The 17,735-nt window shown below is 71.6% G+C and carries 17 protein-coding genes; 9 read left to right on the top strand and 8 right to left on the bottom strand.

The window, feature by feature from the left end:
- Nucleotides 1-42 precede the first annotated feature (42 nt).
- Nucleotides 43-972, top strand: a complete 930-nt coding sequence (locus ABGB01_RS34810) for an ATP-binding protein (RefSeq protein WP_347777821.1) — start codon at nt 43-45, stop codon at nt 970-972.
- Between the two features lie 86 nt (nt 973-1,058).
- On the top strand, nt 1,059-1,445 hold the full coding sequence (locus ABGB01_RS34805) for an SCO5389 family protein (RefSeq protein ID WP_132606396.1): 387 nt from the start codon (nt 1,059-1,061) through the stop codon (nt 1,443-1,445).
- Between the two features lie 30 nt (nt 1,446-1,475).
- Here the strand turns inward: ABGB01_RS34805 and ABGB01_RS34800 are convergent, their stop codons facing one another.
- The 3 genes from ABGB01_RS34800 to ABGB01_RS34790 form a co-directional block, all read right to left on the bottom strand.
- Nucleotides 1,476-2,465, bottom strand: a complete 990-nt coding sequence (locus ABGB01_RS34800; RefSeq protein WP_347777820.1) for an LLM class flavin-dependent oxidoreductase — start codon at nt 2,463-2,465, stop codon at nt 1,476-1,478.
- A 50-nt stretch (nt 2,466-2,515) separates the two neighbouring features.
- A complete protein-coding gene (locus ABGB01_RS34795) occupies nt 2,516-3,187 on the bottom strand; it encodes a ribonuclease HII (RefSeq protein WP_347623019.1) in 672 nt (223 codons plus the stop codon).
- 111 nt (nt 3,188-3,298) lie between these two features.
- On the bottom strand, nt 3,299-4,321 hold the full coding sequence (locus ABGB01_RS34790; protein ID WP_347777819.1) for a LysR family transcriptional regulator: 1,023 nt from the start codon (nt 4,319-4,321) through the stop codon (nt 3,299-3,301).
- Between the two features lie 79 nt (nt 4,322-4,400).
- Between ABGB01_RS34790 and ABGB01_RS34785 the strand changes: the two genes are divergently transcribed.
- Together ABGB01_RS34785 and ABGB01_RS34780 are read left to right on the top strand one after the other, a co-directional pair.
- Nucleotides 4,401-5,687: a pyridoxal phosphate-dependent aminotransferase gene (locus ABGB01_RS34785; protein WP_347777818.1), complete on the top strand. Its 1,287-nt coding sequence runs from the start codon at nt 4,401-4,403 to the stop codon at nt 5,685-5,687.
- Between the two features lie 472 nt (nt 5,688-6,159).
- The gene (locus tag ABGB01_RS34780; protein ID WP_347777817.1) at nt 6,160-9,243 is read left to right on the top strand and encodes a BTAD domain-containing putative transcriptional regulator; all 3,084 of its coding nucleotides are present in this window, start codon (nt 6,160-6,162) and stop codon (nt 9,241-9,243) included.
- 273 nt (nt 9,244-9,516) lie between these two features.
- Here ABGB01_RS34780 and ABGB01_RS34775 read toward each other — a convergent pair whose 3' ends face one another.
- Nucleotides 9,517-10,914 (bottom strand): methyltransferase, encoded by a 1,398-nt coding sequence (locus tag ABGB01_RS34775; RefSeq protein ID WP_347777816.1) that lies wholly within the window; start codon nt 10,912-10,914, stop codon nt 9,517-9,519.
- A gap of 151 nt (nt 10,915-11,065) precedes the next feature.
- Here ABGB01_RS34775 and ABGB01_RS34770 point away from each other — a divergent pair, with 151 nt between their 5' ends.
- A complete protein-coding gene (locus ABGB01_RS34770; protein WP_347777815.1) occupies nt 11,066-11,398 on the top strand; it encodes a hypothetical protein in 333 nt (110 codons plus the stop codon).
- Here the strand turns inward: ABGB01_RS34770 and ABGB01_RS34765 are convergent.
- Nucleotides 11,346-11,942, bottom strand: a complete 597-nt coding sequence (locus ABGB01_RS34765) for a TetR/AcrR family transcriptional regulator (RefSeq protein ID WP_347623013.1) — start codon at nt 11,940-11,942, stop codon at nt 11,346-11,348. The two genes, ABGB01_RS34770 and ABGB01_RS34765, sit on opposite strands and share 53 nt — an antisense overlap.
- Nucleotides 11,943-11,968: 26 nt before the next feature.
- Nucleotides 11,969-12,454: a GNAT family N-acetyltransferase gene (locus ABGB01_RS34760; protein WP_347777814.1), complete on the bottom strand. Its 486-nt coding sequence runs from the start codon at nt 12,452-12,454 to the stop codon at nt 11,969-11,971.
- Nucleotides 12,455-12,513: 59 nt separating this feature from the next.
- Between ABGB01_RS34760 and ABGB01_RS34755 the strand changes: the two genes are divergently transcribed.
- From ABGB01_RS34755 to ABGB01_RS34740, 4 genes are all read left to right on the top strand, one after another.
- Complete coding sequence (locus ABGB01_RS34755; RefSeq protein WP_347777813.1) at nt 12,514-12,993, top strand: helix-turn-helix domain-containing protein; 480 nt, start codon at nt 12,514-12,516, stop codon at nt 12,991-12,993.
- Nucleotides 12,994-13,040: 47 nt separating this feature from the next.
- Nucleotides 13,041-13,859: an SURF1 family protein gene (locus ABGB01_RS34750; RefSeq protein WP_347777812.1), complete on the top strand. Its 819-nt coding sequence runs from the start codon at nt 13,041-13,043 to the stop codon at nt 13,857-13,859.
- Nucleotides 13,860-13,868: 9 nt separating this feature from the next.
- Nucleotides 13,869-14,603, top strand: a complete 735-nt coding sequence (locus tag ABGB01_RS34745) for a tyrosine-protein phosphatase (protein ID WP_347777811.1) — start codon at nt 13,869-13,871, stop codon at nt 14,601-14,603.
- 91 nt (nt 14,604-14,694) lie between these two features.
- Nucleotides 14,695-15,891 carry an amidohydrolase family protein gene (locus ABGB01_RS34740; protein WP_347623008.1) on the top strand — a complete coding sequence of 399 codons (1,197 nt, stop codon included), beginning with the start codon at nt 14,695-14,697 and terminating at the stop codon, nt 15,889-15,891.
- Here the strand turns inward: ABGB01_RS34740 and ABGB01_RS34735 are convergent.
- Nucleotides 15,888-16,241: a YkvA family protein gene (locus tag ABGB01_RS34735; protein WP_347777810.1), complete on the bottom strand. Its 354-nt coding sequence runs from the start codon at nt 16,239-16,241 to the stop codon at nt 15,888-15,890. The genes ABGB01_RS34740 and ABGB01_RS34735 overlap by 4 nt on opposite strands.
- 67 nt (nt 16,242-16,308) lie before the next feature.
- The gene (locus ABGB01_RS34730) at nt 16,309-17,727 is read right to left on the bottom strand and encodes an amidase (protein WP_347777809.1); all 1,419 of its coding nucleotides are present in this window, start codon (nt 17,725-17,727) and stop codon (nt 16,309-16,311) included.
- Between the last annotated feature and the right edge of the window lie 8 nt (nt 17,728-17,735).

The following is a 17,735-nucleotide window of genomic DNA, read 5'->3' as shown; positions in this document are numbered from 1 at the left end:
CGACAGAAACGGTAACGATTTTCATCCCCACAAGGAGGCGCCGTGAGAGTGGCGTTCGTCGGAAAGGGCGGCAGCGGCAAGACGACGATGTCGGCGCTGTTCGCGAGGCATGTGGCAAGCCAGGGCGGCCCCGTGGTCGCCATCGACGCCGACATCAACCAGCACCTCGCCCTCGTGCTCGGCCTCGACCGGCAGCCCGAGCCGCTCGGCGCCCACCTCACCGAGATCAAGGACCGCCTGCGCGGCGCCAACCCGCGCATCCCCTCGGCGCAGTCCATGGTCAAGACCACCCCGCCAGGCCGCGGCTCCACGCTGCTGAGCTTCGACGACCTCGCCGCCGACCCGCTCGGGCTCACCACGCCCGACGGCCTGCGCCTGCTCGCGACCGGCCCGTTCAGCGAGGACGACCTCGGCGTGGCCTGCTACCACTCGAAGGTCGGCGCGGTCGAGCTGCTGCTCAACCACCTGGTCGACGGCGCCGGCTCCTACGTCGTGGTCGACATGACCGCCGGCGCCGACTCCTTCGCCTCCGGCCTGTTCACCCGGTTCGACCTGACGTTCCTCGTGGCCGAGCCGACCAGGCAGGGCGTGAGCGTCTACCGGCAATACCGCGACTACGCCGCCCAGTACGACGTGGCGCTCGCCGTGGTCGGCAACAAGGTGCACGGCGAGTCCGACGTCGACTTCCTGCGTGAGCACGTGGGTGACGATCTGCTCACCTGGATGGAGCACTCCGCAGCCGTCCGCGCCATGGAGCAGGGCCGCCACTTCACGCTCGACGACCTCGAGCCGGCCAACGCCGACGCGCTCGCCCTGCTCCGCAAGACCCTCGATGAGCAGGAGAAAGACTGGGAGCGCTTCGGTCGGCAGACCGTGGAGTTCCACCTGCGCAACGCCCGCGCGTGGGGCAACGAGCGCACCGGCACCGACCTGGCCGAGCAGATAGATCCGGGCTTCGTCTACGGGCCCTGATCACACGACTGTCCCCCTCCAGGCATCTGGAGGCTCTCCCCATCCCCGCCTAGCGTCACATTTGATCCCTTTCGAGAGGAGACAGCATGTCGCTGACCGTTCCGAACGATCTGCTCGACCAGGCCAGGGCCGGTGACGTGGACGACGCGGCGTTCGTCGCGTGCGTCCGCGACTCGCTGCCGTACGCGTGGTCGCTGATCAGCGACCTGGCGAGCCGGCGCGAGCAGACCGGGGCCGAGTTCGCGGACAACACGGTGCCACCGCCGTCCGAGGAGGCCCGCGGCCAGCTCCTGCGCTGCCTGGCGAGCGACGCGATGCGCGGTGCGCTGGAGCGCCACTTCGGGGTCCGCCTGGCCTTCCAGAACTGCCATCGGGTCGCCGTCTTCGACCCGACGGCCACGAAGGCCCTGCACGAGTTCGTCACTCCGCGCGCCCAGATCCTCAACCAGAAGCCGGAGCTGGTGGACTGCTGATCCCTCCCGGTGACCCGGCACCCCGCCGGGTCACCGGGGCAGCAGCGGCAGCACCTCGTCGCCGAGGCGCCTGATGTTCTCCAGCGTCCGGCGATGCTCTCCCAGGCCTTCGACCATCAGGATGAAGTGCTCGATCCCGGTCTTCTCCGCGGTGCGCAGCAGGGTCTCCGCACAGTGCCCGGCCGACCCGACCGGATGGATGCGCGTCAGCAGATCCGCATATGCCGGGATGTTTCGTGAGGGGCGCGGCCGGTCGTCCACCGGCACATAACCCGCCAGCCCCGGCCCCAGCCACCGCGACAACGACTCCTTGAGCTCCCGCACCGCCCGGGCCGTCGAGTCCGCCACGTACGCGACCCCCGCCGCCACGTGCCCGGCCGCCGTCCCCCCGCGCGCCGCGTAGTCCGCGACCAGCGCCGCCTTCTCCGCGTCCCCGATGTGCATGCCGAGCAACATGGGCAGGCCGCGCGCCGCCGCCAGCCCCACCGTCGGCTCCGAGGTGCACGCGACGACCGGCCGCATCGCCGCCTCCGGCACCACCCCGACCTCCCTGAACCGGAAGAACTCCCCGCCGGCCGCCACCCGGCCTCCGGAAAGGGCGTCGAGCAGCACGTCGAGCGACTCCCCGAAGCCCCGCTCGAACCGTTCGGCCCCCGTGCCGAACACCTCCAGGTCCACCCACGGCCCGCCCCGGCCCACACCCAGCGTGAACCGCCCGCGGGAAAGGTGGTGCAACATCGCCGCCTGCTCGGCCAGCGCCACCGGATGGTGCGTGGACAACACGCTCACGGCCGTGCCCAGCCCGATGCGCGTGGTCCTGCCGACGGCGACCGCCGCCAGGGTGATCGCCGACGGGCACACGCCATAGGACATGAAATGGTGCTCGGCGATCCACGCGTCGTCGAACCCCGCCTCCTCCGCCGCCACGATCAGCTCGACGGCGTCGGACAACACGCGCCCGGCTTCCTGGCCGGGAAACTGCGCCGCGATCAGAAAAATGCCGATTCGCACCTGATCCATCATGGCGGTCATCAGGAAACCCGGAAAGCCTCGCCGCCCAGAGCCTCCTGTCAGCCGAAGAGCGTCGCCTGCCCTTCGCCCGCCAGCGGATCCCGGTGCTGCTTCAGATGCCGCCACTGCGGCAGATCGTCCAGGTAGGACCACGACAGACGATGGTGCGGGGTGGGCCCCAGCCGGGCGAGGGCCTCCTGGTGCAGCGGCGACGGGTAGCCGGCGTTCTCGGCGAAGCCGTACTCGTCGCAGCCGATCGTCCCCATGTAGGCGTCGCGCCGCACCTTGGCCAGCACGGACGCCGCCGCGACCGAGATGCTCGCGGCGTCCCCCTTGATCTCCAGCCGCACCGGCCAGGGCGGGCCGATGTAGTCGTGCTTGCCGTCGAGGATCACCGCGTCGGGGCGTACGGGCAGTGCCTCCAGCGCCCGGCGGGCGGCCCTGCGCAGGGCCTGCGTCATGCCGAGCGTGTCGATCTCCTCGTGGGTGGCCTCGCCGTAGCCGACGCCGGCCGCCCACGCGGCCAGCTCGGCGGCGAGCGGCGGACGTCTGGCGGCGGAGACCTGCTTGGAGTCCGTCAGGCCCGCCGGCGGCTCGGAGAGGTCGGTGACCACGGCGCAGACGGTGACCGGTCCCGCCCACGCGCCCCTGCCCACCTCGTCGACCCCCGCCACCGTGCGGACGCTGTGCTGGGAGAGCAGGAGGTGCTCGATGTCGTACGTCGGCGCCATGGACGCAGACGCTATCGCCTCCACGACCGGCCGGAGGGCGGGTCGTGGCCGAACGACGTCTCACTCGCCGAACGACCGGCCGGTGCGCCGTCGTGGCCGAGGCCAGGTGCCTCACTCGCCGAACGACCGGCCCACCACGTCCTTGGTCGAGCGGAGCGGCCCGTCGGGCCAGTCGGCGAGCATGTCGTCCTCGGGGCGCCGCCGCTCCGCCGGGCGTACCGGCTCGAGGTCGGCCGCGATGTAGCGGGCGGCCACGTGGATGGCCCGCAGCGTCACCGACACCGACGGCCGGTTGACGCTGGAGCTTCTGGCGACGGCGTGCACGTCGCGTCCCACCGGGTTGCCGGGGAACTGCCGCACGGCCAGCCCCCGCACCCCGGCGGCCAGCGCCAGCGCGGGCACGGCGGCGATGCCGATGCCCTTGGCGACGAGCGACAGGATGGTCCCCAGCCCTTCGAACTCCCACGGCGTCGGCCGGGTGCCGCCCACGTCCACCAGGAGGCGGTCCACGGCCAGCCGCGACGGCTCGCCGTCGGGCGTGGCCATCCACGCCTCGTCCCGCAGCTCGCGCAGGTCCAGCGGCACCTCGGGGTCGGCCAGGCGGTGCTTGCGCGGCACGACGAGCACCAGGGGGTCGCGCAGCAGGGGGAAGACTCGCAGGCTGTCGCTGTCACGCACCCGGCCGTACCAGTCGTCCACGAGCGCGATGTCCACCTCGCCCGACTGCACCTCGCGCAGCCCGCGCCCCGACCGGCTCTGCCCCAGCCGCAGCGTGAGCTCCGTGTGGCGGCGCAGCGAGCGCGCGAGCGCGGGCGCGAACGCCACCGCCGCCGTCGGGAACGCGGTGACGACCACCCGTCCCGCCGGTTTGCCCGCGTGCGCGGACAGGTCGGACTCGGCCTCCTCGACCATGGACAGGATGCGCTCCGCGTGCATGACGAGCCGGCGGCCCGCGTCGGTGAGCTCGGCGCTGCGCGCGGTCCTGTCGATCAGCGCCGTGCCGGTCTCGCGTTCGAGCGCGACGAGTTGTTGCGAGACGGCCGAAGGACTGTACCCCAGCGACTCGGCAGTCGCCGAGATGCTTCCTCGACGCGCAAACTCGCAGATCAGCACCAAACGCCGCAATTCCAGCATCAGACTTCCTTATGCCTACCCACGAAAAGCCTCGCTTGTCCTTATGCCTCATGGCAACCACCCTGGGAACGTGACAAACATGACGGTAACTCTGTCCGCCACTCTGGCGGCGAATGAGGACATCGAACGAAGACGACGCGCCGGGGAACGTGTGCTGCACCTGGCCTTCGGTGAGGCAGGTCTGCCCGTCCACCCGGCGCTGCGCGAGAGGCTGGCCGCCGCATCGGAGCACAACGGCTACGGACCGGTCGCGGGGGCGTCCGGACTGCGGGTCGCGGCGGCGGGCTACTGGACACGACGGGGGCTCATCACCGACCCCGAACTGGTCGTCTGCGGACCTGGCAGCAAGTCACTGCTGTACGGCCTGCTCCTGGCGATCGGCGGAGACATCGTCTTGCCCATGCCCAGCTGGGTCAGCTACGCCGCGCAGGCCGATCTCGTGGGCTCACGCCCCATCCTGGTGCCCGCACCTCCAGGAGAGGGCGGAGTGCCCGACCCCGACCTGGTGGCCGCCAGGGTTCGGCTGGCCAGGGCACAGGGCAGGACGGTGAGCTCGGTGCTGGTCACGCTGCCCGACAACCCGACGGGACGGCTGGCCACGCCGGCGACCGTGGGCCGCCTGGTCGAGGTCGCCCGCGAGCTCGACCTGATGATCATCTCGGACGAGATCTACCGCGACCTGCTGCACGACCCCGTCCTGCCGTACACCTCCCCGGCCGACCTCGCACCAGAGCGCACGATCGTCACCACGGGCCTCAGCAAGAGCCTGGCCCTGGGCGGCTGGCGGATCGGCGTCGCCCGGCTCCCCGACGACGGTCACGCGCTGCGGGCCCGCCTGCTCGCGGTGGCCAGCGAGATCTGGTCGGCGCCCGCCGCACCCGTACAGGAGGCCGCGGCCTACGCCTTCAGCGATCCACGCGAACTGACCGAGCGCATCACCCGCAGCCGCCGGCTGCACGGCCTGGTCGCGCGGGCCGTGCGTGACAGGTTCCTGGAGGTCGGCGCCGACGTGCCCGCCCCGCAGGGCGGCTTCTACCTCTACCCTGACCTCAGCCACCTGAGACTCGGCGGCTCCGCCGAGATCACCAAACTTCTGCTGGAGAACCACGGCATCGGCGTCCTGCCGGGGCACGCCTTCGGCGACGATCCCGCCGCGGCCCGGGTGAGGGTGGCGGTGAGCCTGCTCTACGGCGAGTCCGCACAGGAGCGGCTGACCGCTCTGACCAGCCCCGACCCGCTCCAGCTCCCATGGATCGCGGCCAGCCTCAACCACCTGTCGATGGGCCTCAAAGAGCTCTCGCTCGTACGGCACGGCGCGGCCGCCGCGCAGGCGCCCGCGCTCGTCCCCGCCCCCTGCAGCGGTTAGGCGAACCTTTCCCGACAACCCCGTACGTCCCGTAAGCCGGTTGCCCCACCCCCCCACAAAGGGTCGTCAACCTGCGGAGACACCCCGTCCGCAGCCACCGGCGAAAGAGCTTCCCCGCGCATGAACACACGCTCATCATGTGCCCATGCCCGCTCCGGGCTCCTGGCGGATCGCCATGAGGCCGGCAGCGGCCGAGGCGACCTGATCATCCGTCCGTCACGGCCCCGCCCGAACTTTCTGGGCGGGGCCGGTATTTTCGCCTGCCTGCCGGCGCTCTGTATGACACGCCCCCGCGGTGTGCTCGGTGCCGATCTGTCATACCCAGCCGACCACCAGCATCCAGGGGCGAGCTCAACGCCTGATTAACGGCGGATCAACGGCTCGGTGAACGATCAGCCGGCATCTAGGTGACGAGCAACGATGGATCTATCATTTGGTAGCAAATCGTTCCATTGGCTTGGAGACAGACGGCATGGCTGGTCAGAGCGTTCCAGGCGAGCTGCGGTTCGCCGTGCTCGGTCCTGTCCGCGCGTGGCGTGATGGCCGGGAACTCGACCTCGGCACCCCGCTTCAGCGTTCCATTCTCGGCATGCTGCTGCTGCGGGAAGGGCACGCGGTCACCCCCAACGAGATGATCGACGCGGTCTGGGGTGAGGACGCGCCGCCGCGGGCCCTGGGCGCTCTACGCACCTACGTCTCCAGGCTCCGTACGGTGCTCGAACCCGACCGGCCCGCCCGCTCCCGCCCGGAGCTGCTGACGTCGATCGGCAGGGGCTACGCGCTGCGGCTGGCCGGCGACGCGCTCGACCTGACCCGCTTCGAACGCGGCATCCGCGAGGCCGAGTCCGCGCGCAGGGCGGGCAGGCTGTCCGAGGCCGCCAGGGCGCTGCGGGCGGCGCTGTCGTTGTTCGAGGGCGAGCCGCTGGCCGGGGCCGTCGGGCCGTACGCCGAGCACCAACGCGACCGGCTGATCGAGCGCCGCATCAGCGTGGTCGAGACGCTCATGGACGTCGACCTGGAGCTGGGCAACCACGCGAAGGTCGTCTCCGAGCTGATCGCGCTGACCGCCGACCACCCGCTGCGCGAGCGGCTGCGGGCCCAGCTCATGCTCGCCTACTACCGCTGCGGCCGGCAGGGTGACGCGCTCAACGTGTTCACCGAGACGCGCGAGGCGCTCGTCGACGAGCTGGGCATCGAGCCCGGCCCCGAGCTGACCGCGCTGCACCAGCGCATCCTGGCCGCCGACCCCACGCTGGCCGCCGCGCCCGTCCCCGACGACGAGGCGTCCGCCGGAGAGCCGCAGGAGGAAGAGGATCCGCAGGCGCTCGACCTGCCACGCCCCGCGCAACTGCCCGCCGCCGTCAGCGACTTCACCGGCCGCAGGGAGATCGCGGTACGCCTGCGCACGATGGTGTCGGCCGGCTCGCCCGCGCAGTCGTCGCCCGAGGGCGTGCCGGTGGTCGCGATCTCCGGCATCGGCGGGGTCGGCAAGACCGCGCTGGCCGTGCACGTCGCCCACCAGGTCGACGAGGTCTTCCCCGACGGCCAGCTCTACGCCGACCTGCGTGGCTACTCCGGCGAGGCCACGGCGCCCGAGTCGGCGCTCGGAGCTTTCCTGCGCGCGCTCGGCATCCCGCCGGACGTCATTCCCGAGGGCCTCGCGGAACGCTCCGCCCTCTACCGGTCGATCCTCGCCGAGCGCCGCATCCTCGTGCTGCTCGACAACGCCCGCGACGCCGAGCAGGTCAGCCCGCTGCTGCCCGGCTCCGCCGGGTGCGCGGCCGTCGTCACCAGCCGGGGCAAGCTGGCCGACCTGCCGTCGGCGCGGCTGATCGACCTCGACGTGATGGAGCCGGACGAGGCCCTGTCGTTGTTCACCGCCGTGGCCGGGGCCGAGCGCGTCTCGGCCGAGCGCGGCGCGGCCATGGACGTGGTGGCCGCCTGCGGGTTCCTGCCGCTGGCGGTGCGGATCGTGGCCGCCAGGCTGGCCGCGCGCCCGTCGTGGACGGTCGCCTCGCTGGTGCCCAGGCTGGCCGACGAGCAGCGCCGCCTCGACGAGCTGCGGGTGGGCAACCTGGCCGTCGAGGCGACGTTCGCGCTCGGCTACGGGCAGCTGGACGCCCCGCAGGCCCGCGCGTTCCGGCTGCTCGCGCTGCCCAACGGCCCCGACATCTCGTCGGGGGCCGCGGCGGCCGTGTTGTCGATGAGCGCGTTCGAGGCCGAGGAGGTGCTGGAGTCGCTCGTGGACGCCAGCCTGCTGGAGGCGCCCGCGCCGGGCCGCTACCGCTTCCACGACCTGCTCAAGCTGTTCGCCAGGCGGGAGCTGGAGAAGACGGAACGCCCCCAGGCCAGGACGATGACGCTGCGCCGGCTGCTCGGCTTCTACCTGGCCTCCGCCCAGTCCGCGCACCGGCTGGCGTACGAGGGCAGCATGATCTCGGACAACCTGGTCGTGGTGGGGAGCGGGCGCACGTTCACGACTGTGGACGAGGCCGTGGCGTGGCTGATCGCCGAAGGCGACTCGTTGTTCGACGCCATCAACCAGGCCGCCGCGTCCGCGCGTGCCGCCGAGCACCTCCTGCCCGCCGCCGACCTGCTGGTGGCGATGGAGCCGCTGCTGGAGTCGGGCACGCACACGCGCGAGTTCGACCAGAGCACGCGGGCGGTGCTGGCGGCCGCGCTGGCCCTGGGCGACACCGCGGGCGAGCTGCGCGCCCGTTACGTGCTCGGCCGGGTGTTGTTCGCGGGCAACCGGCTGAGGGAGGCCGAGGAGCACTTCCGGCGCGTGGACGAGCTGTCGCGCGAGCGCGGCGAGATGGTCGTCACCGGCGAGGTGCTGAACGCCCTGGCCGTCGTGGTCGGCAGGCAGCGCCGCCACACCGAGGCGCTGTCCCTGTTCGACTCCGCGATGCGCTTCTACCGCGAGAACGGCGTGCCGGCCGGCGAGGCTCTGGTGCTCAGCTACTCGGCCCGCGACCACCTGGGCCTGGGCCGCCCTGACGACGCGATCGCCGCCGCGGAGAAGGGCCTGGCCATCTTCACCGAGATCGGCAGCGGCGCCGGCACCGCACGAGCCCGCTACCACCTCGGCATCGTGCTCTCCCGCGTCGGCCGGCTCACCGAGGCCGTGCACCACCACGCCGAGTGCCTGGCCTTCTTCCGGGCCAGCAGGCAACGGGTCTGGGAGCAGCGCGTGTGCTCCAGGCTGGCCGAGACCTTCATCGCCGCCGAGCGTTACCCCGAGGCCGTACGCCACGCCGAACAGGCCCTCGTGGTCTCCCGCGAGATCGGCCACCCCTACGGCGAGGCGCTCTCGCTCACCGTCCTCGGCAAGGCGCTGCGCGGTCTCGATCACGGACCCGGCAGCGTGGGGAGGAGTCTCGACTGCCTACAGCAGGCCTTCGAGATCTTCTCCCGGCTCGGCGCTCCCGAGGCCGGCGATCTCAAGGTCCTGCTCGACGGCGTCCCCGTCGATGAGCCCGCCGGCATCTCCACTGGCGCCCCCACTGGCGAGCCCGTCGCCGGGACCGACGGCGAGAGCGTCGTCGAGTCCTGAGTACAGCTCGTCGTCCAGACGTGTCATCCACACATGGTTGATCAAGGCTGTCCTTCGTGAGTCACGATGTGCTCGTGATCGACTGAAGTTCGGCCCGGCCGGTCATCCTTCGCCGCCACGCATCGCTAGGGGGCCCGGTCATCGGGATGCTCCGCGAGGCGGCAGCCGCCTCACATAGACGACCGGCCGGACCTGACACGGCCCTCGAACCCCCCAGGCCGTGTCCTGGCCTTGAGCCTCCACCCGCGGTGTCAACGTCCGATCAATGCCGGATCAAAGCAGGAAGTATCCCTCGGCGATGAGGGGCCTGACCGCGTCGGCGTTGGGGATCTCGCCGTCGCCGACCAGCTCGGCGATCACGTTGAGCAGCGGCCCGAGCGCCAGCTCGCCGTCGCAGACGCCGGCCAGCGCGGCCTCCACCGTGCCGACCTCCCTGGAGCGGCGCAGCCCCTGCGTCTGCCGCAGCACGATGCGGATCGGGTCTTCCGCGCCCGGCAGGCCGATCCGCTCGTCGAGCAGGCCTTCGACGGTACGAGGCCGCGCGGCGTCGAGGTCGCCGGCCCGGTGGGCGGCCGCGACGGCGTCGAGCACCGAGTCGACGTAGTCGCCGACCGGAAGGCTGACCTGATGGGTGAGATGCTCCACGCGCACGACCGGGTCGAGCGTGCCCGAGTTGCGCATCGTGATCCAGCCGAATCCGATGGCCTCGACCTTGCGCTCCTCGAACCAGGACAACCAGCGGTCGTAGTGCTCTGTGTAGCGCCTGGTGCCCTGCTCGGCGGCGTCCCTGAGCCAGAGCTCGACGTATTCGGCGGGGTCCTGCACGTCGCGCTGCGCCACCCAGGCGTCGCAGCCGGTCTCGCGCAGCCAGCCGCCGACGCGGTCGTGCCAGTCCTCGCCCTCGACGTGCAGCCAGTTGGCCAGGAAGTGGGCCTGGCCGCCGGGGCTCAGATGGCGGGGCGTGCCCCGGAGGAGGTCGCGGCAGAAGCCGTCGCCCTCGGCGCCCGACTCGCGGTAGGTCAGCCTCCCCTCCGGGGCGATCACGAACGGCGGGTTGCTCACGACGAGGTCGAACAACTCGTCCTCGACCGGCTCGAACATCGACCCGGTGCGCGCTTCCACCCCGGAGACGCCGGACAACTCCCAGCTCAGCCTGGCCAGCTCAAGGGCGCGCGGGTTGAGGTCGGTGGCCACGATGTGCTCGGCCCGTCCGTCCAGGTGCAGCACCTGCACCCCGCACCCGGTGCCGAGGTCGAGCGCGCGCCCGACCGGGCGGCGGGTGACGAGCTGGGCCAGGTTGGCGGAGGCGCCGCCGGCCCCCACGACGTGGTCGGGCCGCAGCGCGGGATCGCCCGGCCGGACCTTGCGGTCGGAGACGAGGTAGCCGCCGGTCTCCCAGGGTTGCAGGTGGACGGTCGCGCGGACCTCGTCGCCGTCGGTCTCGACCAGCCCGGACCGCGTGACGGCCGGCGGGAGCGCGCTCGCCGGCACGGGAACGCCGAGCCACCACAACCTGATCAGCATCGCCAGCGGGTCACCGTCGGCGGTGGCGCGCAGCGCCGGCACCAGCTCCTCCCGGGACAGCGCGGAGGCGGCCATCGCGCCGAGGCGCTCGCGTACGCCGTCGATCGTGTAACCGGTCTCCAGGAGATGATCACGCAGTTGTTCCACAAGTCCATCCTTTCATCGCGGACTCCAACGCATGATCCGATACCGAGAGTGTTCATAGTGTTACCGATCCGCCCCGGCATTCTGCCTGCGCCGGGCATCCGGGACGCGATATGTCTAGAGAGGCCAGCGCGTCATCCGGAGGAGCGGACTCATGCTGATCCCCTGTTTGGCCTGCGATTCCCGGTTTGTTCCCGACGATTACTTCCGCGCCTGCTCCAGCTACCACCGCGGCATGGACCTGGTCTCCTGGACCTGCCCGCGCTGCGGCAACCGCGACGACCTGCGCGTGCTGCCGGGCGAGCTCGGGTTCGGCTACCCACATCGGGGCAGGTATGCCGTGCTCGCCCGCGTACGCGTGCCGGGCCTGCGCAGGCAGCGCGGCGACCTGCGGCTCGACATCTCGCTCGGCAGGGTCAGCTGGCGGGTGCCCGCTATTCGGGTCGCTGGCGCAGGCTCTGCCAGGCCGCCTCGCCCAGGCCCTTGATCTCCTCGTCGGTCGGCGTGTGGGCGCCCGCGAACCACAGGCGGCACATCTCCTGTGCGGGCCCCAGCCACAACACGTAGCACATGGTCGGATGGACGGGCTGGAGCAGCCCGTTCTTCATGTGCGGGCGCCACCAGTCGGAGACCTTGCGGAAGAACGCGCGGCGCTCCTCGGCCACCTCGGCGCCGCCAGGCTCGTTCTTGCGGGGCGGTCGCTCGCTGACCAGCAGCCTGGCCCGCTCGGGGTGCTCGCCCGCCCAGCGCATGTGGAAGGCCACCACGGCCTCGATGCCGTCGCGGGCGTCCTCGTGGCTGACCAGCTCGGCGAGAAAGGCGCTCTGGTAGGCCGTGAGGATCTCGGCGTACAGCACGCCGAAGACATGTTCTTTGCTGGCGAAGTGGTGGTAGAAGCTGCCGACGCTCACGCCGCTTTCCTCGCGGAGGCTGGCCAGCGTGGTGGCGGAGACCCCGTCCTGGCTGAACCGGCGGAGGGCACCCTCGATGATGCGCGTCCGGCCGTCGCGTCCGTTCTTGACACTCTTCACGCTGTCAATGGTGTGCCACCAGAACGTTATTCCGCAAATAGCCCGGCCTGATTGATCATAGCGGTCACCGCCACGGACCCGGAGGCGACGGTCATCTCGGCGTCCGGCCAGAGCCTGCGGATGAGCCTGAGCACCCGCCGGTTCTCGCCCAGGACGTCCATCCCCACGGTCTTCGCCCCGCGTACGGCGGCCCGCATCAGCAACATGTCGACCAGCCGCGGCCCGAGCCCGAACCCCTGCCACCGGTCGGCCACCACCACGGCGATCTCCACGTCGCTGCACTCGCCCTGATAGCTCATGGCGTGGCCGACGATCTCCCCGCCCTCGGCGGTGGCGATGAGGGCGTCGCGGCGTTCGTCCACCGTGAGCAGCGTGCGCACCAGCCCGGCGGCGGGGCTGGTGACGCCGGTGAAGAAGCGGAGCGTCTGCGTGTGCAGCGACAAATCCGCCAGGAAGCGCCTGATCCGCTCCTCGTCATCAGAGCAGGCCTGGCGGATCTGAGTTCCATGCATGAACTCAGCCTGCCCTGTCGCACCTGAGTATGTCAATTGAACTCAGGTATGATAGGGAGATGAACGTGCCGTCTCGCATGAATTTCCGAGCGGACAACTGCTCGATCGAGCGCACCCTGGACATCGTCGGGGAGAAGTGGACCTTCCTCGTGCTGCGCGAGGCGTTCAGCGGCGTGCGGCGCTTCGCCGACATGCAGGCCATCACCGGCGCCCCTCGCCAGGTGCTCAGCGCCCGCCTGGCCCGGCTGGTCGACGAGGGCCTGCTGCGCAAAGAGCCCTACCGCGAGCCGGGGCAGCGCCAGCGCGACGAATACCGGCTCACCGACAAGGGCCGCGACCTCTATCCGCTGATGGTCGCGCTCATGCACTGGGGCGACAAATACCTGACGGACGACGAAGGGCCGCCCGTCCAGCTCACCCACCGCGGGTGCGGCGCCCCCGTCGAGCTGCAGTTCCGCTGCGCCGACGGCCACGAGGTGAGCGGCCCGCGGGAGGTCACGCCCATCCCCGGCGAGGGAGCCGAGCTCAGGAGCGCGTGAGCGGCCCGCCGCAGGTGGCACCCCTCCTTGCGCCTAGTCTTGAGAGCGTGTACCGGTTCCTTCTGACGCCTCGGTGGCTCGCGCTCCACGTGGTGGTGCTGCTGGTCATCCCCGCCTTCGTGTTCCTCGGGCGGTGGCAGTTCGGGCGGTTCGAAGAACGGTCCGCCAACAGCGAGCGGGTCACCGCCAACATCGAGGCCGCGCCGGTGCCGCTCGAGCGGCTGGCGGCCCCCGGGCGGCCGGTCCGCGAGGACGACCGGTTCAGGAAGGTGACGGTGGCGGGCACGTACGACCCGTCCCACGCCCTGCTCGTCCGCCGGCGCCCCCAGGAGGGCAGGCCCGGCTACTACGTCCTGACCCCGCTCGTCACCGGCCCCGGCACGGCCGTGATCGTCAACAGGGGCTGGGTCAAGGCGGGCGCCACCGCCGACACCCCGCCCGAGGTCCCGCCGCCCCCTGCCGGGCAGGTGACCGTCACCGGCCGGCTGCGTCCCGGCGAGACCGAGGAGTCCAGCGGCATCCGCGAGCGCTCAGGGCTGCCTCCCGGCCAGGTGCTGCTGATCGACGTCGACAGGATCGGGAAAGGGCTCCCGTACACGCTGGTGGGCGGCTACGTGGAGCTGACCGAGCAGCAGCCGCGGCCGGCCGCGGCGCCCGCCCCGGTGCCGGAGCCCGACGTGGGCGCCGGCGGCGGGCTCAACCTGGCCTACGGCGTCCAGTGGTGGTTGTTCATCGGCATCGCCGTCGGCGGGTGGATCCTGCTGATCCGCCGCGAGGTGGCCGAGCGGAAGGCGGCGGCCTCGGAGGGCTCGGAGGAGCCGGAAAGGGCGTCGCAGGCCGGGGAAGCGGAGAACGCACCCCGCTAAGGTGGTGAAGTGCGGCACATCAAGTTCACCAACCTCTGCAATTTCCGCGACGTAGGCGGATATTTCACGAAAGATGGGCGCGTCGTCCGGTGGCAGCGGCTCTACCGGGCCGACTCCCTCGGCTGGCTGGCGGGCGACGACCTCACGACCTTCCGCGACCTGGGCGTACGCGCCGTCATCGACCTGCGGCACGCGTTCGAGATCGAGAAGTACGGCCGCGTGCCCGAGTCCGACGGCCTGCTCTACCAGAACCTGCCCATCGAGGGCCGCCGCTGGGACACCGCCACCACCTACAACGAGGAGATCGGCATCGAGCGTTACCTCGCCGACCGCTACCTGGAGGTGACCGAGGACGGCGTGGCGAACCTCAGGACCGCGCTGGAGACCATCGCGCGGGCCGACAACGCCCCCACCGTCATCCACTGCGCCGCCGGCAAGGATCGCACCGGCGTGCTCACCGCGCTGGTCCTGTCGCTGGCGGGGGTCGGCGAGGACGACATCGTGGCCGACTACGCGCTCACCGGGCTGGCCACCGACCGCTTCGTCGCCGACTGGAACAGGAGACACCCGGACACTTCTCCGTGGCCCGGGTTCGGTCTGGCCCCCGCCGAGACCATGCGGCTCTTCCTGACCGACCTCGTACACCGGCACGGCTCGGTCGAGGCGTACGCCGACCAGGTGCTCGGCCTGGCTCAGGACGCCGTCGACGAGCTGCGCCACCACCTGTTGACGGAGGCGCCTTGACACGAGTCGGCTCCCGATGTGTTGATCTCGGAGACCCAACGGATACGTCGCAGCTTGTTCGACGTTATCCCCTCGTCGTACGGTTACGTGCGTGACTACGCCGCTGCTCCCCGACCCAGACCCGAGGCGGCGCGACTACGTGATCATCTCCGCCGACGATCACCTGATCGAGCCTCCCGACCTGTTCGATGACCGGTTGCCGGAGAAATACGCCGAGGTCGCGCCCAAGGTCGTGGAGACGGAGGCGGGTCACCAGGTCTGGCGCTACGGCGGGGCCACCTACCCGTGCGCCGGCATCGACGTCGGCGCGGGGCTGCCGCGCGAGCAGTGGACCCTCGACCCCGTCAGGTTCGACAACATGCGCCCGGGCTGCCACGACATCGAGGCACGCATCAAGGACATGGACGTCGCGGGCATCTGGGCCGCGCTCTGCTTCCCCGGCATGCTGGCCGGCCAGTCGGGCATGCCGTTCGCCAGGACCCGCGACCAGGAGCTGGGCCTGGCCCTGGTCAAGGCGTGGAACGAGTGGCACATCGACGTCTGGGCCGGCACCTACCCCGAGCGCGTCATCGGCCTGCAACTCCCGTGGCTGCCCGATCCCGACCTCGCCGCCAAGGAGATCCGCGCCAACGCCGCCAAGGGCTTCAAGGCCGTGGTGTTCCCCGAGTTCCCGACCCGGCTGCGGTTGCCGTCGATCCACTCCGGCCACTGGGATCCGTTCTTCGCGGCCTGCGAGGAGACCGGCACCGTCGTCGCCCTGCACACGGGCGACGCGTCGTGGTCGCCCGTGCCCTCCCCCGACACGCCTCTTGAGGCCATCACCACGCTGATGCCGACCAGCGCCATGTTCGCCTGCGCCGACTGGCTCTGGTCGGGGCTGCCGCTGCGCTTCCCCGCGCTGCGCATCCTCATCGTGGAGGGCGGCGTCGGCTGGCTGCCGATGCTGGCCGAGCGCGCCGACTACGCCCTCGACCACCCGGTCGCCGGTGAGGCGTCATGGGAGGGCGGGCTCAAGCCCAGCGAGGTGCTGCGCCGCAACTTCTTCTTCGGCACGCGCGACGACCACGCGCTGTCGGGGGTGCGGCTCGCCGTCGGCCTCGACCACGTGCTCCAGGAGAGCGGCTACCCCCACTCCGACTCGACCTGGCCCGACACCCAGAAGTCGGTGGCGCACAACCTCGGCACGCTGCCGCCCGCCGACATCGCGCGGGTCGCGTACGGCAACGCGGCCCGCCTCTTCGGCCACCCGCTGCCGTCGCGCGCCTGGTTGCGGATGGAGGAGATCTAGGCCTGTTCGAGGCCCTCGACGCGGCCCTGGATGACGCTGCGCTCGTGCTGGACGTAGCGCCCGCTCTCGCCCAGCAAGGAGGCGATCAGCCACAGGAAGACGCCGAAGTCGTCGGCGACGCCGATCAGCATGAGGAAGTCGGGCAGGACGTCGACCGGCGACAGGATGTAGACCACGCCGAGCGCGAGCAGGCCCAGCTTGCCCTTGCCCATGCCGTCGTACTGACCGCGCATGACCGCGCCGATCATCCGCGGGATCGCCCGGACCCTGGTCATCAACGCGGGCGACCCGGGTTTGGTCACCTCGCGGTAGGTCCGCCACGCCGCCGCCGTGCGTGCTGCCTTAGCCATCATGACAACCCCCTACCCGTGGCTCTTCACGACATAACGCGTCGCCGCGGCCACGAGTTCCTGCCGATCAGGCCAGCGCCGCATGCTCGAACGGGCGAGCCCGCTCGACCTGCGCGGCCACCCTGACCAGCAGATCCTCCCGGCCGGCCGCCGCCACCAGCTGCACGCCCACCGGCAGCCCCGCCGCGGTCCTGTGCAGGGGCAGCGAGACGGCGGGCTGCCCGGTCGCGTTGACCGGCGAGGTGTAGGACACGGCGTGCATCGTCCTGCCGAGGCTCACGCTGAGGTCGTCCGGCGGGATCCAGCCCAGCGGGAACGGCGCGACCCCCAGCGACGGCATCAGCAGCAGATCGTGCCCGGCGGCCCACCAGGCGGACATGCGCCGGCGGAAGCCGTCGATCCACTGCGTGGCCAGGATGTGGTCGGCCGCGCTGTGCCCCTGGGCCGCGCCGACCATGGCGGCGTTTCGCGGCTCCAGCTCCTCCACGTCCACGGGCTTGCCGCGCGCCGCGCCCAGGCCCGCGACCTGCGCGGCCAGGTGGTCGGCCACGATGGCGCCGAAGTGCCGGGTGAAGTCCGGCTCCGCGAGCGCCTCGGGGCCTCCTGGCGCGACGTCGTGGCCCAGCGACTCCAGCAGCTGCGCGGCCCTCGTGACGGCCTCGGCGACCTCGGGTGCCTCCGGCACGTCGCCCCTGGGATGCGTGGCGAGGAACCCGATCCGCAACCGCCCGGGATCCGCCCCCACCTCCGCGGCCAGCGGGCCGGGCAACGCCGGGGCGTCGTACGGGTCGCCGGGGCGCATGCCCGCGACGACGTCGAGCGCCGCCGCCGTGTCCCGCACGCTCCTGCTGACGAAGCCCGGGCACGAGAACCCGCTCCACCCCTCTCCCATGGCCGGGCCCATGCTGACCCGCCCGCGCGTCGGTTTGAGCCCCACCAGGCCGCACATGGACGCGGGGATGCGGATCGAGCCGCCTCCGTCGCTGGCGGTGGCCAGCGCCACCATCCCGGCCGCCACCGCCGCCGCCGAGCCGCCGCTCGACCCGCCCGCGGAGTACGCCGGATCGTACGGGTTGCGCGTGGGCCCGAACGCCAGCGGCTCCGTGGTGATCGTGGAGCCGAACTCCGGGGTGTTGGTCCGCCCGAGCACGACGAACCCTGCCTCGCGCAGGCTGACGACGCCGTACCCGTCGGGGGCGTCCACGACGCCGTCACGCACCGAGGAGCCCGCGCTGTACGGCTCCCCCGCCTGCCGCCAGCCCAGGTCCTTGAGCAGGATCGGCACCCCTCTGAAGGGCGCGTCCACAGGGATGGCGTCGATCTCGGCCAGCGCGCGTTCGAAACGGCGGTGGATGACCGCGTTCAGCTCGCCGTCGCGGTCCTCGATGCGGGCGATCGCGGCCTCTGCAAGCTCGCACGCCGAGACCTGTCCCTCCCTGACCGCCCGCGCCTGGGCGACCGCGTCCAGCCTCAGTACGTCGTCCACGTCGCCTC

The sequence above is a fragment of the Nonomuraea sp. B5E05 genome (genome assembly GCF_039880665.1).
In the GTDB taxonomy this organism is placed as follows: Bacteria; Actinomycetota; Actinomycetes; order Streptosporangiales; family Streptosporangiaceae; genus Nonomuraea.
Note: the sequence above shows the minus strand (reverse complement) of the source record. Positions and strands in the feature narration are given on the sequence as shown.

What these genes read in the sequence shown, in the direction of transcription:
- ABGB01_RS34805 (WP_132606396.1), top strand. Translation starts at nt 1,059, where the DNA reads ATGTCGCTGACCGTTCCGAACGATCTGCTCGACCAGGCCAGGGCCGGT.
- ABGB01_RS34800 (WP_347777820.1), bottom strand. Translation starts at nt 2,465, where the DNA reads ATGGATCAGGTGCGAATCGGCATTTTTCTGATCGCGGCGCAGTTTCCC.
- ABGB01_RS34795 (WP_347623019.1), bottom strand. Translation starts at nt 3,187, where the DNA reads ATGGCGCCGACGTACGACATCGAGCACCTCCTGCTCTCCCAGCACAGC.
- ABGB01_RS34790 (WP_347777819.1), bottom strand. Translation starts at nt 4,321, where the DNA reads ATGCTGGAATTGCGGCGTTTGGTGCTGATCTGCGAGTTTGCGCGTCGA.
- ABGB01_RS34785 (WP_347777818.1), top strand. Translation starts at nt 4,401, where the DNA reads ATGACGGTAACTCTGTCCGCCACTCTGGCGGCGAATGAGGACATCGAA.
- ABGB01_RS34780 (WP_347777817.1), top strand. Translation starts at nt 6,160, where the DNA reads ATGGCTGGTCAGAGCGTTCCAGGCGAGCTGCGGTTCGCCGTGCTCGGT.
- ABGB01_RS34770 (WP_347777815.1), top strand. Translation starts at nt 11,066, where the DNA reads ATGCTGATCCCCTGTTTGGCCTGCGATTCCCGGTTTGTTCCCGACGAT.
- ABGB01_RS34760 (WP_347777814.1), bottom strand. Translation starts at nt 12,454, where the DNA reads ATGCATGGAACTCAGATCCGCCAGGCCTGCTCTGATGACGAGGAGCGG.
- ABGB01_RS34755 (WP_347777813.1), top strand. Translation starts at nt 12,514, where the DNA reads ATGAACGTGCCGTCTCGCATGAATTTCCGAGCGGACAACTGCTCGATC.
- ABGB01_RS34735 (WP_347777810.1), bottom strand. Translation starts at nt 16,241, where the DNA reads ATGGCTAAGGCAGCACGCACGGCGGCGGCGTGGCGGACCTACCGCGAG.